The organism is Ancylobacter amanitiformis, from assembly GCF_030814815.1.
Taxonomy (GTDB): Bacteria; Pseudomonadota; Alphaproteobacteria; order Rhizobiales; family Xanthobacteraceae; genus Ancylobacter; species Ancylobacter amanitiformis.
This window is the reverse complement of record NZ_JAUSVR010000010.1, coordinates 24,253-37,788: the sequence shown is the minus strand read 5'-3', so window position 1 is coordinate 37,788 and position 13,536 is coordinate 24,253. Positions and strand designations below refer to the sequence as shown.

Genomic DNA, 13,536 nt, shown 5'->3' with positions numbered 1-13,536 from the left:
CCGTCATTTCCGCTCTCCGATGCGGGTCAGCAGGCCGCTGAAGACCACGGCCACGATCAGCACCACGCCCTGGAACAGGCCGGTGTAGAAGGAGGAGACGCCGCTGGAGAACAGCACCTTCTGCAAAAGCGTGAGGGTCGCCGCCCCCACCACCGAGGCGAACAATCCGCCGCGCCCGCCGCTCAGCGACGTGCCGCCCAGCGCCACCGCCGCGAAGGAGAGCAGCAGCAGCGGCGTGCCGGAATTGGGATTGCCGGTCGCCGTCTGCGCGCTCAGCATCAGCCCGGCAAGGCCGTAGAGCATGCCGGCGCCGACGAAGGTGATGAACCGGGTGCGCCGCACATTGACGCCGGAGAGCGCGGCGGCCGGCTCGTCGGCGCCGATGGCATAGAGCGCGACACCGTAATCGGTGCGCCGCACCAGCAGCCACAGCCCGACCACCGCCGCGACGGCGAGCCCCGAGACCGGCACGGCGCCCCACAGCCGCCCCGTCAGTTCGTCGGCGATCCATTCCGAGACATAGCCGCCCGGCGCGTTGAGGATCACCAGCGCGATGCCCTGGCAGATGATCATGGTCGCCAGCGTGGCGGCGATGGACTGGAGCCGGAGATAGGCCACCAGCCAGCCATTCACCGCCCCCACGGCGCCGCCAATGGCGAGGCAGAGCAGCATCGAGAGCAGCGCCCCGCCCGGCCCCTCCAGGGGATAGACGGCGAGCACGACATTGCAGAGCGAGATCACGCCGGCGATCGAAAGATCGAAGCCCCGGCTCAGCACCACCAGCGTCTGGCCGGCGGCGGCCAGCGCCAGCGGCGCCGTGTTGTTCATCAGCGCCGCGATGGCATAGGCGTCCAGCGCGCGCGGCTGCTGGTAGGCGTAGAGCGCGTAGAGCAGCACATAAAGCCCGAGGATCAGGCCGGCGCCCTGCGTCAGCCGCCAGAGCCGGTGACGTGGGGCCGGGCCCGAGCGGGCGGCGGAAGGGGCGGCGGAAGGGGCGGCGCCGCCGGATGTGGTTGCGATATCGCTCATCGGGCGCTCTCCGCGACGGCGTGAACGGGACCGGCGGAGGAGACGGACGCGTGGCCGGCCGGCGGGCGCGTGCCATGGCCGATCATCGCCGCCACCAGTTTCTGTTCGGCGATGTCGGCGCCTTCCAGTTCGCCGAATACCTGGCCGCCATAGAGAACCAGGCAGCGATCGGCGAGTTGGACGATCTCCGGCAGTTCCGAGGAATAGAACAGCACCGAGCCGCCACCCTCGGCGAAGGCGCGGATGGCGGCATAGATGGATTCCTTGGTGCCGACATCGACGCCGCGCGTGGGGTCGAACAGCAACAGGGTGCGCGCGCCGGTGGCCAGCGTGCGCGCCATCAACGCTTTCTGCTGATTGCCGCCGGACAGGTCGCCAATGGCGAAGCCGAGATAGCGCGGGCTCAGCGCCACGTTCTGCGCCGCCGGCAACGCCGCCTTCTCCTCGTCGCGCCGGCCGATCAGGCCCGCCCGGCCGACACGCGGCAGGAAGGGCAACACCACATTGGTAGCGGCCGACAGGCCGGCAAGGATGCCCTCGGTCTTGCGCTCCTCGGGGAGATAGCTGATGCCGGAGCCACAGCGCAGCGCCGCGCGCGGGGTGCGATAGGCGGTCGCCTTGCCGTCGACGCGGATCACCCCGCCGGTGGGCGTCTCCAGCCCGGCCAGCACACGGAATAGCCCGCGCTGCCCCTGCCCTTCCAGCGCGGCGACGCCGAGAATCTCGCCTTCCCCGAGTTGGAAGCTCACACCGCGCAGCCCGTGGCCGGCGAGATCGGCGGCGGCGAGGCGCGGCGCGCTGGCCATGCCCGCCACCCGCGCCGGCCGGCGCGTATGCTCGACCCGGTGGCCGACCATCATCTCGAAAATATCGCCATCGCTGGCGTCGCCGAGACCAACCGTGCCGATGGAGCGGCCATTGCGAAGCACGGTTGCCGCAGTGCAGATTTCCCGCACCTCGGCAAGACGGTGCGAGATATAGAGAATGGCGACGCCGCGCGCGCGCGCCTTGCCGATCTGCTCGAACAGCCAGTCGGTCTCGGCGAGCGAGGCCGTCGGCTCGTCAAGGATGAGCACGCGGCCGGCATTCTCGATGGCGCGGGCGATCTCGATGCGCTGGCGCTCGGCGAGCGGCAGGTCGCCGACACGCGCGGCGGGGTCGATGCGGCGGAGCCCGTGACGCTCCAGGATTTCCGCGCCGCGAGCGATCACCTGCCGGGCGGAAATCAGCGGGCGCCCCGGCCGGGCCAGCGACGGCAGCAGGAAATTCTGCGCCACGGTGAGATTGGGAACGAGGCTCAGTTCCTGAAAGGCGGTGGCGACCTCGCGCTGGCGCGCCTCGAGGATGGAGCGCGGCGCATAGGTCTCGCCATGCAGTTGCATCGCGCCGCGATCGGGGATCACGGCGCCGGTGAAGATGCGCACGAGAGTGGATTTGCCAGCCCCGTTCTCGCCGAGGAGCGCGTGAACCTCGCCGGCCCGGAGCGCGATGTCGGCATGTTCGAGAGCGACGGTCGCGCCATAGGACTTGCTGACGCCCGAGGCACGCATTTCACGAAACGAGGGTTGCCGCTCCCCGGTATCGGGGCGGCCTGTGGCGTCCGTCATTCTTTCTTCCTCCCACGTGCCCGGAGCCGCTCCACTTGCGGGAACGTTCTCTGAGAACGTTCCCATTGTTGCCAATCTTTCTGAATTCGGTCAAGCGTACGCATTCGGTTTTGTAGCCCGGGCCGACGCGAGCGGGCCGGACATCCGTTCAAGCCATTGATAATAATGGATGAAAAATCACAGAACATTTGATGCCGGCACCCGGCCCTCGCCAGCATGGGGCCCGTGCGGCAGTTTCCTTCCCGCGGCAGGGGCCGCCGGTCGCACGCCCGGAAGGGCGGCGTGATTGCGCGAGGTGGACGCGCGCGAATGGCAGATGACCCTGGCACTGCCGGTTTTCAGGATGGCCGAGAGCGTTGATCCTTCCGCAATAATTGTGGAAGAAAATTCCATCTTGCGTCAAAATGTTTCATAATCGATCATTCAGTACCGTGGAGCGGCAACCCCACCCATGGTCGCACCGAGGGATCCCATGACCACGAGCGAACGGCAGGGCGACAGCGGCGAGGAGATGGCGCGCGGGCGTGTCGACATGATTCCCGCCAAGCGCCGGGCGCTCATCCTCGAACGCCTGAGGCGCGAGGGCGCGGCGGGTATCCAGGAACTGGCCGATGCCATCGGCGCGTCGGCGTCGACCATCCGGCGCGACCTTGAGCATCTGGTGAAGCAGGGCGCGCTGGAGCGCACCCATGGCGGCGCCCTGCTCCAGAGCACCGAGCGGGCCACGTTCGAACCGGATGCCGCCATCGCCGCACAATTGCTGTGCCAGGAAAAAAACGCGATCGCCGCCGCCGTCGCCGATGAATTGCAGCCCGGGCAAAGCGTCATTTTCGACGCCAGCACGACGGTGCTCGCCGTGGCGCGCGCCGTCGTCGCCCGTCACCTCCCCCTCACCGCCGTCACCAACAGCCTCGCCATCGCCCAGGTACTGGCCGGCGCGCCGAATGTTCACCTCGTCGTGCCCGGCGGCACGGTGCGGCAGGGTTCGCTGACGCTGGTCGGCCGCCCCGGTGAGGATTTCCTGCGGAACCTCCATGCCGACATCGCCCTGCTCGGAACCCATGCCATTACCGGCCGAACGCTGACGGAGACCTCTCTGGAGGTGGCCACGATGAAGCAGGCAATGATCGCGGCGGCCCGGCGCGTCATCGTGCTTGCCGACAGCTCGAAATTCACCAGCCCGAGTTTCTGCACCATTTGCGATGTTTCGAACGTCCAGGAGATCGTCACGGATGACGGCGTCGATCTGGCCGTGCTGGCGGAACTGGCCGGGCTGAATGTCGCCGTGCGTGTCGTTCCCGTTCCCCGGCAGCCGCAGGGCGGCAGCTGTGGCTGAGATGACGGGCGTGCGTATCCTTGCCGACGACCTGACCGGCGCGCTGGACAGCGCCGCGGCCTTCGCCACGCCTTTCTCTCCCCTTCCGGTGCTGTGGCGTGCCGAGCACGGCCTGCCGGCCATGGCGGCCATCGATGCCGCCACGCGCGAGGTCGATGGCGACAGGGCCGTTGCCCGTCAGGGCAGGTTCACGGATTGGCTTCTCGCGGGCGAACCGGCCTTCAAGAAGATCGATAGCCTGATGCGCGGCAACTGGGCGGCGGAACTTGGCGCGCTCGCGGTGATGGCGGAAGGGCGGCGGCTCGTCGTCGCCCCGGCATTTCCCTTCCAGGGCCGCGTCACCCGGGCCGGCCGCCAGTGGAAGACGGATACGAACGAGCCGCTCGGTGACCATATTCACGCGGCGCTGCGCCAGGCGGGGCTCATCCATGCCGACATCCGTGTGCATGATGCCGAGAGCGATATGGATCTCGACGCGATCGTCGCACGCGAGATGTCCGCTCACCGCCCCCGGCTCTGGGTCGGCACCGGCGGCCTCGCGGCCGCGCTCGCCCGGGCCCGGCCCGCGCCGGTGGCCCCGGCCGGCGCCCCCCCGGAAAGCCCGCGCCGGCAGGCCCCCTTGCTCGCGCTCTTCGGCTCGAACCACCCGGTGACACGAACGCAGATCGAGCATGCCATCGCGCCGGACCCGCGCCGGCATGTCCGGCTCTCGGCCAGCCCGTCCGACATCGACAGGGTTCTCGAACGTCTCGCCGGCGGCCAGTCCTGCATCGTCACCGTAGCCTTCGAGGGCACCCGCGCCGATGCCGCCCTCGTCATTGCCGAGCGGTTTTCCCGGCTGCTCGCCCGTTGCCCGCCGCCGGGCACCCTGTTCGTGGCCGGCGGCGAGACACTGCGCGACGTCGCCGATGCCATCGGCGCCGAGAGCCTCGCGGTGGAGGGCGCGCCGGAGCCGGGACTGGCCATGTCGCGGCTGCGCGGCGGACGCTTCGACGGTGTCCGCGTCCTCTCGAAATCCGGCGCGTTCGGGCGTCCGGATCTGCTGCGCGAGCTACTCGACACGGCGTCGAACGGCCGATGAAGATATCTATTGCGCGATTATGATCTGTTTTGATATCGAATGGCGTATTCTGGAAAGAGGATGACTTTCATGGCTGTTCCGCGCCTTGCCATCACCATGGGAGACCCGGCCGGCATCGGTCCGGAAATCATCGTCAAGGCCGGCACCCGCCTCGCCTCCCGCCTGCAAGCGGGCGAAATATCGCTGGTCGTCATTGGCAGCGTGGCCGCTCTGCGGTCGGCCGAGGCCATGCTGGCGGCAGCGCCGATCCCCGAAATCACCGACCCCGCGCAACCCTTCTCCCTGGCGGTCCTCGAGGCCGGCCCTGAGCGGGAGCCGATCCGTGTGGGGCACATGAGCGCGGAAGGCGGCCGGCTGGCCTTTCTCGCCATAGAGAAGGCGGTCCGCCTCGCCCAGGCCGGCATCATCGCCGGCATCGTCACCGCGCCGCTGAACAAGGAAGCGCTGAATCTCGCCGGCTACGCCTATTCGGGCCACACCGACATGCTCGCCGATCTCACGGGGGCACGGGATTCCGTGATGATGCTGGCCCATGGCGACTTTCGCGTCAGCCACCTCTCGACCCATGTCGCGCTGGCGGATGTCCCGTCAAAGCTCACGCCGGCGCGCCTGCGCCGCGTCATCGACCTGACGGCGGGCATGCTGCGCGCGCTCGGCATCCGCCATCCGCGCATCGGCATCGCCGCGCTGAATCCGCATGCCGGCGAAGGCGGCATTTTCGGCCGCGAGGATATCGACGTGACGGCCCCGCTCGTCGCCACCTATGAGGGCTCGGATATCACGGTGATCGGCCCGGTGCCCGGCGACACCATCTTCGTCAAGCTGCGCGGCCGCAGCTATGATGCCGTGGTCGCGATGTATCACGATCAGGGCCATGTACCGGTGAAGCTTCTGGGCTTCGACGTCGACCCGGAAACCGGCGAGTGGAAAGCGCTTTCCGGCGTGAACATCACCCTCGGACTGCCCATCATCCGCACCTCCGTCGATCATGGCACCGCCTTCGATATTGCGGGGAAAGGCATTGCCAAGGAGGAAAGCCTGATCGAGGCCATCGACTTCGCGCTGCAACTCGCACGCAATCCAGCAGATCAAGGCCCTCTGGCGGCTCAAGCCGCCCATCCGGCACGAGAAGGCTGAAGCCGTCGGCCGGCAACCGAGAGTTCGCCGGCCTTTCACGGCTGCCGACGGCGCCGCAACCATGCGCGCGAAGATACGGCGCGAGGCATGCGCGCAGATCGCGATCCCTGGAAACGACAAGATCCCTGGAAACGACAAGATCCCTGGAAACGACAAGCAGGTTCAGCACATGAGTGGGCGGGCCTGACGGCGTTGCCGCCGTCCGCTCTGTGGACACGTCGCGGGATACACGGGCGATCTCCCAATGGGGCGCCAGGAACATCGCATCATGGACATTCCTGGCGCGAGACCTTCAGAGGTCGTAGGTCCGGCGGATCATCCCGGCAGCCCGCTCGCCGATGACGGCACAGGGCGCCTGCGTGTTGCCGGTGGTGACGCGCGGCATGATGGAGGCGTCGGCGATACGCAGACCCTCGACGCCGTAGACGTTGAGAGAGGCATCCACGACCGACATCTCGTCGCGACCCATCTTCGCCGTGCAGCTCTGATGCCAGTAGGTGACCGCGGAATCGCGAACGAACTGCTTCATCGCCTCGCCCTTGAGCGGGCCCGGTAGCGATTCACCGGTCACCAGCGGCTGAAACGCCCGGGCGTTTCCAAGCTCGCGGCACAGTTCGATACATGCTAGCGCCGAATCCATGTCGGCCGGGTCCGACATCATGTTCGCGTCGATTTCGATCGCGGACATAGGGTCGGCACCGGTGAGGCGAAGCCGGCCACGGCTGGACGGACGCGCCAGCCCGGCGAACATCGTCCAGCCCTGCGCGGGCACCCCCCTCGCCGCCGTTCGTTCGCTGGGCACCGGGAATTCAGCCTGGCAGAACAGCACGTCGGGCGAATCGAGCTCGGGACGTGTCTTCCAGTAAAGCTTCGCCTCGCTCCCATTATTGCGCGGCGCGATGGCGTCGCGGTACTCCCAGATGCAGCAAAATGCCGTGTGATCCTGCAGGTTCGCGCCGACACCGGGCAAATGCTGGCGGACGGGGATGCCATGTCGCCCGAGCTCCGACGCATCGCCGATCCCCGAATACATCAGCACTTTCGGCGTATGGATCGCGCCGAGCGAAAGAACCACTTCCTGAGTTGCGTCGATTCGCGAGATCTTACCGTCGCGTATCACCTCGATTCCGACGGCGCGCCGTCCGTCGAAGAGCACCCTGCGCACCGTCGCACCAGTCAGCACCGTGAGGTTCGGCCGGTCCATCCAGGGATGAACATAGGCGCGGAAGAGTGAGTGACGTCGCCCCTCCCGCACCAGCATGTCGGAAATTGCGGCGCCCCCGGCGCCCTCCATCATCGCCCCATTGGGATGATCAAAGCGCGGAATGCCGATTTCGGTGGCGGCATCGAGCATGGCGAGGGCGACCGGGCTGGGGTCGCGCGCCGGCTGGACCCACACCGGACCTGATGTACCGCGGTAGTGCGGATCAGGCGTGCCCTGCCAATTCTCGATCTGACGATAGATATCGAGCACTGACGGGTAGCCCCAGGCGGGATCGCCGCTCTCCTTGGCAAAGAAGTCCCAGTCGCTGCGGTGACCGCGCGCCCACACCATTACATTGATGCTGGACCCGCCACCCAGACCCTTGCCCATCGACATCGACAAGCTTCGGCCGTCCAAATGCGGATTGGGCGTCGCCTGAAAGCCCCAGTCGCGCTCGCTGCCGAGATTGAGAGGCCACCGCGACGGGTCGAGCACCTTTTCGGCTTCATCGTCCCCCCCGGCTTCGACGAGGAGCACGTCCATGTCCGGGTTCTCAGCCAGCCGTCTCGCGACGACCGAGCCGGCTGAGCCGGCGCCGCAGACGATGAAATTGTATTGCGCCGGAGGTCGCGCCCTCAGCCGGCTCTGATTTTCGGCCGCCCGTCTGGCGAAGCCCAGCGCGTCGTCATTATCCGTCTCGTTCATGGTGAAAACTCCGTTGAACGGGAGGTCATTATCAAATTTATCAAATTTAGCAAATATGCCTTTCTGCTATATCGTCGCGATCCACCGCGGCTGGAGCGATGGAGGCATCTCTGCCTCGATTTCGGGGGGCACTCTTGAACGCGATTCGCCATGCGCAGCCACCGCCGGACCTGCAGCCTCGTGCGGATCATGCCGGCATTGGCGTCGCATTGCCGGCCGGCCGGGCCTGCGCCGCGCCGGCTGGCCCCATCAGCGGGGGTGACGTGAACGGCCGTCGATGCAGCCGAGATGGATCATCGGGTGTGCGGCGCCGTTGATCGCGGCGACCTTCGGATCGAGACGGAAGGACTCGTCGGCCATCGCCCTGATGCTCGTTATCGCAGGAAGCGTCCTGCCGGCGCGGTCAGAAGGCTGCGCTTCGCGGCGGTCACGTCCGCCTCGAAAGCCGTCATCGCAGCCTCTATAATGGTGACGTGGATGCCCTGGGCGAAAAGCAAGTCGTGCACCTTGCGCCAGCCTGATGAATGGATAATAGGACATTACTTGGGAAATATTCTATATAAGCTAAATAGTTCTGTCATAACGGCATCGTCTGTATGCATTTCAACAGCCGCCTTGCATCATATGATTTAAAAAGCGGAAGAATTTTTCACGGACCTTTTTGGACCGAACTGACGCCAGGATATGGCGATCCCCACAGGTTGAACGAAGGCTCAAAACGCCGAATTGGCTGTGTGGGTTGACGTCAGCGACGCCGTGACGGGCAGAAACATCGTCTTCCCGGGCGTGCGGCAGACGAGGACATTTTTGTCATGGTGGAAGGCATGGGCAATGCGAGCCTGCCGTTCCAGCCTCACACCCGATCCTGGGAACGCGCGCCCCCGGTTGGCTCGAGCGCCAATGTGTGGTCCCGGCCAGGTGCCTGCCGCTCCGCTTTGCGAAGGGTGTTCCGCAACTGACGCTCGATGGCGCGTAGCCGCACCTCGTCGGAAGCCATCGCCGCAAGTGCCAGGAGGGTCTGCGTCTCGCCGCCGTCCAACGTGCGGCGCCGGCGATCAATGATGCACAGCGACCCCACGACGAACCCCTCATCGTCATGCACGGGGGCTCCGGCATAGAAGCGGAAACCCAAAGCGCCCGCCACAGCCGGATTATCGGCAAAACGCGGATCGCTTGGAAGATCCTCCACCGAGAACACCCCCTTCTGCAGGATCGTATGATTGCAGAATGCCCAGCTTCGCGAGGTTTCCGGCGTGTCGAGGCCGACGCGCGACTTGAACCATTGCCGCGTGGGCGTGAGCAGGGTCAGCAACGCGATCGGCGCGTCGAGATTGCGAGCCGCCAGCCAGGTCAGGCGGTCGAACGCTTCCTCGGGGAGCGTATCCAGCAGCCCGGAGCGCTCGAGCGCCACCAGCCTCTGGCTCTCATTGAGAGCGATCGGAAACAGCGTGTCGGAGACCGGCGGAGTCGGCGCCCCCGCATCGACCAGAGATATACGTATCGCCGCGGCGGCCTGTTCGGCGGCCTCGACAGGTGCAACGCGACGGGGCAGATCCACACCGGCCATCGTGCCCGCGGCCGCAACCACCACAATCCGGCTGTGGCCCAATGACGGGTTGGCGGCAAGGCTGTGCAGCAGCGTCTCCCGCTCGGCATCGCCCGGTTCAAGATCGACGATGATGGCGTGCGGCCGCATGGAGCCGATGGCAAAAAGCGCCCGGTGGACATCGTCGAAGATCTCGGCCGTGCACTCGGGCACGGCGGCGAACAGGCGATCATAGTGCGCGAGCCGTTCGGACGGAGCGACAATGACAACGGTAGCGGACGAGAAGGGGGAGCCCGGCGCGGGCCGCTCGATCAGCCCCATAATGTCCGCTCGGTAGACCCGGCGATGCCCGCCCGGCGTCTTCCATGACGGTACGGAGCCACCCTCGATGAGCAGTTGCGCCGTGCGAACCGACACACCGAGCAGTTTGGCGGTCTCGGCCGTGGTCAGAATATCCTTATGCGCTTTTTCCATCGCCGTCCCATCGCTTGGGAGCCGGCGCCCCGTCCCCGCGAAGTCGACAGGATGGCGCGCGTATCTCCTCCCCAGCAATATAGGATGTGCGGTGCAAAAATAGGAGAGTTGCTAGAATTGATTGAACCGATATCGGGCGCGGCCTGCGCCGCTGCGTGTCCAGGGAGCGGTCCGGCAGTGCCGGCGCAGCGACCGCGGATCTCGCCGAGCCGGCTTGACGGCGTGAGGCGCGGCTCTCAGGACGTGGGAACCGTTCCACCGTCAATGACGTATTCGGCTCCGGTTATCGCCGCCGCGCGGTCGGAGGCCAGAAAGGCGATGAGGCTGGCGACTTCCTCCGGCTTGGCCGGGCGGCCGAGCGGAATGCCCCCCAGAGCTTGCATGATGATCTTCTTGCCGCCCTCATAGTCCGTGCCGGCCTGATCGGCCAGACGCTGGGCGTAGCGCACAGCCGCTTCCGTCTCGATCCAGCCCGGCGCAACCCGAACCACGCGCACGCCTCTGGGAGACACTTCTTTCGACAATGCCTTGCTGTAGGTCGAAAGCGCGGCCTTTGCGGCGGCGTAGGCCGTCGTCGATTCCGGAAGCGGCAGCACCCGCTGGATCGACGAGACATGGACGACGACGCCGCCCCCCTGCTCGACCATGCCCGGGACGAGTTGCCGATCCAGCCGAACAGCGGGCAGCAGATTGAGATCGAGTTCCGTCTGCCACTGGTCATCGGTCAGGGCCGCAAAGCCCCCTGCCGGCGCCGAGGACCCTCCCAGCATGTGGACGATGATGTCGACGCCGCCGAGCCGTTGATGGGCCGCCTCGGCCACTTTCGCGCAGCCCTCCCCGGTGGTCAGGTCGGCCGCAATGAAGAACGCCTCGGGCAGACCTTCGGGGCGAGAGCGGGCCGTCGTCAGCACCTTGGCCCCAAGCTCGCGGAACAGTTCGACGGTCGCGGCGCCGGCACCCTTGGTTCCCGCTGTAACCAGGGCGCGTTTGCCGTTCAGCGTGAGGAAATTGGCCATCACCCGATTTCCAGTTCGACGATCTTGCCCTGTTCGATCGTGAACGCGAATTCGAGCGTTACCGGGCTGTTGGGGAAGTCCCCGGACACCCGTGCGCGGACGGAGACCTTGTCGTCACTTCCCGCCAGTTCGATGGGAGCGGTGACATGGTGGGTCCTTTCCTTCGCAGCAACCCACCAATCGCGGATCGCGCGGGGTCCCCGATGGACCGCGCCCTCGTCCTTGACGATCGCCTCAGTGGAAAACACCCCGGCCAGGGCATCGGGGTCGTTGCGATGCTCGGCGTCGAAATAGGCCTTCACGATCTTCGGCATGTCCACCGTTCGGCTCCTCGTCGGAAACGTGTTGATGTCAAAATAAGGCTCGACGATTGCTGGGAGAAGTAGGACAATCCAGGATGTCGTATCTGGATTTTCGGGACAATGGATCGCGCGAGCCTGACGGATCTGGGAGCGGTCCTCGCGATAGCGCGGCGGGGGACCTTCCGCGCGGCGGCGATCGATCTCGGCATGTCGACAACGGCGCTCAGCCACACGATCGGCAAACTTGAGGCCAGCCTCGGCGTCCGCCTGTTCAATCGCACAACGCGCAGTGTGTCATTGACCGAGGCCGGCAAAATGTTCGTGGAGCAGGTAGGGCCGGCACTTCAGGATGTTCACGGCGCATTGGACGCGGTGCGTTCACAACGTGAGACGCCATCCGGAACGATACGTATCAACGCGGCTCCGTTTGCGGCTCGCGCGATCATCTCGCCGCTCATAACGGAATTTATTCGTCGATTTCCGGACATGAACGTCGATCTGGTTACCGAAGGACGCCTGATCGACGTCGTCGCTGAGGGTTTCGACCTCGGCGTGCGGGTCGCCGGCTTGATTCCCAGTGACATGATTGCAGTTCAACTCGGTCGTCCGCAACGACATGCGATTGTCGGATCCGTCGAATATTTCAAACATCATGAAAAGCCGCGCGTACCTCCAGATCTGTTCGATCACAGATGTATCCGCATCCGCTTGCCGGACGGCGCGCTTTTCCGTTGGCGCCTGGAGAAAGACGGAGAAACCGTTCAGATTGACGTGCGGGGACCCCTTGTGCTCGACGAGTCAAACCTCGCGCGAGCCGCCGTCCTGGAGAATATCGGCATTGGTTACTTCATGGAAGAAAGCGTTCTTCCCGACATAGAGGCGGGTCATCTGTTGCGGGTATTGGAGGATTGGACTCCCCCCTATCCCGGACTTTGTCTCTATTATCCCGGCCGCCGGAATTTATCGGCGGGAGTCAAGGCGTTCCTTGCCTTGGCTCGTGAGATTGCGGGCCGCCAAGGCACCTACTCTGCCAATTGACGATGTCGGCATGCATCCTTGGGCCCCACCGCAACCTCTGTTTCCGTAACGTCCCCCTGCCTTCTGCCACTTTCAGAACGGCGAACGGCTCTGTACCGCCCGGGCGATAGTCCGTGATGGCGAAGGAACAGCTTCGAAAACGCGGCCGCTGTCTCGTAGCCGACACGGGTCGCAATCCGTGCAATCCCCTCGTCGCTAGTTTCGAGCAGAAACGCAGCCTCCGACATCCGGCGTGCGATCAGATAGCGGTACATGGGCTCGCCGACGAGCTTGGTGAAGCGAGCCGAAAACGCCGAGCGACCGAGCCCCACGCGGCTCCCGAGCTCGCCAAGGGCCCAGGGCCGATCCGGCCGTTCGTGGATCAACTGAAGCGCCGGCCCTATGTGCGGGTCCGCCATCGCCCCCAGCCATCCGCCCTCTCCGGAATCGAGAGACGTGATCCAGCTCCGCAACACCTCGACGAAGAGTATGTCGGTCAGTCGCGAAAGGGCGACGTCCTGGCCGGGTCGCGCGAAGGCCGACTCGCTCACCATGCGTTCCAGAATCGTCTCGAGCCCGCCGCCGCCGTCTGTCGACTTCAGGAGAAGCAGGGGCGGAAGCAATTCCAGGACGCTGCCGCGCGAGGGCCGCTCCACAGTGAAATTGCCGCAGATCATCGCCGAGAGCGGCTGGTCGTTGCCTCCATGACGAACGACGCCAAGGCGTCCGGACGGCCGATCGAGGTCCAGGATCGCCAAAGGCTTCGCCCGGCGGTCCGAATAAATCAGGTGAGGCTCGCCGCGCGTGACGACAACGAAGTCTCCCTCGACCATGTGGAGTTCTGGCCCCTGTTCAAGCACCAGGGTAGCTGATCCGCGACTGAGATAATGGAACAGGGCGTAGGGACGCGCCGGCAATGCCAGATTCCATGGATGCCCGAGCTCGAAGTTGAAGAGCAGCGTCCCACCGAGGCGGATGCGATCGAGAACTTGGGCAAGGATGTCCATCTTCCGGATCGTAATGCGGCGGACGGTCAGACGCAATATTCGGACGATCAACGCCTAACGTCCGAAGCCTCCCCG

General features: G+C 65.7%; 11 protein-coding genes. 4 read left to right on the top strand and 7 right to left on the bottom strand.

Annotated features, from left to right (window positions below):
- Positions 1–3: 3 nt before the first annotated feature.
- Both QOZ99_RS15035 and QOZ99_RS15030 read right to left on the bottom strand, forming a co-directional pair.
- Entirely contained in the window at positions 4–1,029 is a 1,026-nt protein-coding gene (locus QOZ99_RS15035; RefSeq protein ID WP_306890811.1) for an ABC transporter permease, read from the bottom strand.
- On the bottom strand, positions 1,026–2,636 hold the full coding sequence (locus tag QOZ99_RS15030) for a sugar ABC transporter ATP-binding protein (protein ID WP_306890810.1): 1,611 nt from the start codon (positions 2,634–2,636) through the stop codon (positions 1,026–1,028). Before QOZ99_RS15030 ends, QOZ99_RS15035 begins: the two co-directional genes overlap by 4 nt.
- A gap of 472 nt (positions 2,637–3,108) precedes the next feature.
- Between QOZ99_RS15030 and QOZ99_RS15025 the strand changes: the two genes are divergently transcribed.
- The 3 genes from QOZ99_RS15025 to pdxA all read left to right on the top strand — a co-directional run bounded on the left by QOZ99_RS15025 (position 3,109) and on the right by pdxA (position 6,190).
- A complete protein-coding gene (locus QOZ99_RS15025; protein WP_306890809.1) occupies positions 3,109–3,972 on the top strand; it encodes a DeoR/GlpR family DNA-binding transcription regulator in 864 nt (287 codons plus the stop codon).
- A 1-nt stretch (position 3,973) separates the two neighbouring features.
- Complete coding sequence (locus QOZ99_RS15020; protein WP_306890912.1) at positions 3,974–5,053, top strand: four-carbon acid sugar kinase family protein; 1,080 nt, start codon at positions 3,974–3,976, stop codon at positions 5,051–5,053.
- Positions 5,054–5,122: 69 nt separating this feature from the next.
- The gene (pdxA, locus tag QOZ99_RS15015) at positions 5,123–6,190 is read left to right on the top strand and encodes a 4-hydroxythreonine-4-phosphate dehydrogenase PdxA (protein WP_306890808.1); all 1,068 of its coding nucleotides are present in this window, start codon (positions 5,123–5,125) and stop codon (positions 6,188–6,190) included.
- A gap of 292 nt (positions 6,191–6,482) precedes the next feature.
- Here the strand turns inward: pdxA and QOZ99_RS15010 are convergent, their stop codons facing one another.
- From QOZ99_RS15010 to QOZ99_RS14995, 4 genes are all read right to left on the bottom strand, one after another.
- On the bottom strand, positions 6,483–8,099 hold the full coding sequence (locus tag QOZ99_RS15010) for a GMC family oxidoreductase (RefSeq protein WP_306890807.1): 1,617 nt from the start codon (positions 8,097–8,099) through the stop codon (positions 6,483–6,485).
- An 853-nt stretch (positions 8,100–8,952) separates the two neighbouring features.
- Complete coding sequence (locus QOZ99_RS15005) at positions 8,953–10,119, bottom strand: GAF domain-containing protein (protein ID WP_306890806.1); 1,167 nt, start codon at positions 10,117–10,119, stop codon at positions 8,953–8,955.
- Between the two features lie 236 nt (positions 10,120–10,355).
- Positions 10,356–11,135: an SDR family oxidoreductase gene (locus QOZ99_RS15000; RefSeq protein WP_306890805.1), complete on the bottom strand. Its 780-nt coding sequence runs from the start codon at positions 11,133–11,135 to the stop codon at positions 10,356–10,358.
- Entirely contained in the window at positions 11,135–11,455 is a 321-nt protein-coding gene (locus QOZ99_RS14995; RefSeq protein WP_306890804.1) for a nuclear transport factor 2 family protein, read from the bottom strand. Before QOZ99_RS14995 ends, QOZ99_RS15000 begins: the two co-directional genes overlap by 1 nt.
- A gap of 102 nt (positions 11,456–11,557) precedes the next feature.
- Between QOZ99_RS14995 and QOZ99_RS14990 the strand changes: the two genes are divergently transcribed.
- Positions 11,558–12,475 (top strand): LysR family transcriptional regulator, encoded by a 918-nt coding sequence (locus tag QOZ99_RS14990; RefSeq protein WP_306890803.1) that lies wholly within the window; start codon positions 11,558–11,560, stop codon positions 12,473–12,475.
- On the opposite strand, the gene QOZ99_RS14985 is transcribed toward QOZ99_RS14990, so the two are convergent.
- Positions 12,460–13,461: an AraC family transcriptional regulator gene (locus QOZ99_RS14985; RefSeq protein ID WP_306890802.1), complete on the bottom strand. Its 1,002-nt coding sequence runs from the start codon at positions 13,459–13,461 to the stop codon at positions 12,460–12,462. The two genes, QOZ99_RS14990 and QOZ99_RS14985, sit on opposite strands and share 16 nt — an antisense overlap.
- Positions 13,462–13,536: the final 75 nt, after the last annotated feature.

What these genes read in the sequence shown, in the direction of transcription:
- QOZ99_RS15035 (WP_306890811.1), bottom strand. Translation starts at nt 1,029, where the DNA reads ATGAGCGATATCGCAACCACATCCGGCGGCGCCGCCCCTTCCGCCGCC.
- QOZ99_RS15030 (WP_306890810.1), bottom strand. Translation starts at nt 2,636, where the DNA reads ATGACGGACGCCACAGGCCGCCCCGATACCGGGGAGCGGCAACCCTCG.
- QOZ99_RS15025 (WP_306890809.1), top strand. Translation starts at nt 3,109, where the DNA reads ATGACCACGAGCGAACGGCAGGGCGACAGCGGCGAGGAGATGGCGCGC.
- QOZ99_RS15020 (WP_306890912.1), top strand. Translation starts at nt 3,974, where the DNA reads ATGACGGGCGTGCGTATCCTTGCCGACGACCTGACCGGCGCGCTGGAC.
- pdxA (WP_306890808.1), top strand. Translation starts at nt 5,123, where the DNA reads ATGGCTGTTCCGCGCCTTGCCATCACCATGGGAGACCCGGCCGGCATC.
- QOZ99_RS15010 (WP_306890807.1), bottom strand. Translation starts at nt 8,099, where the DNA reads ATGAACGAGACGGATAATGACGACGCGCTGGGCTTCGCCAGACGGGCG.
- QOZ99_RS15005 (WP_306890806.1), bottom strand. Translation starts at nt 10,119, where the DNA reads ATGGAAAAAGCGCATAAGGATATTCTGACCACGGCCGAGACCGCCAAA.
- QOZ99_RS15000 (WP_306890805.1), bottom strand. Translation starts at nt 11,135, where the DNA reads ATGGCCAATTTCCTCACGCTGAACGGCAAACGCGCCCTGGTTACAGCG.
- QOZ99_RS14990 (WP_306890803.1), top strand. Translation starts at nt 11,558, where the DNA reads ATGGATCGCGCGAGCCTGACGGATCTGGGAGCGGTCCTCGCGATAGCG.
- QOZ99_RS14985 (WP_306890802.1), bottom strand. Translation starts at nt 13,461, where the DNA reads ATGGACATCCTTGCCCAAGTTCTCGATCGCATCCGCCTCGGTGGGACG.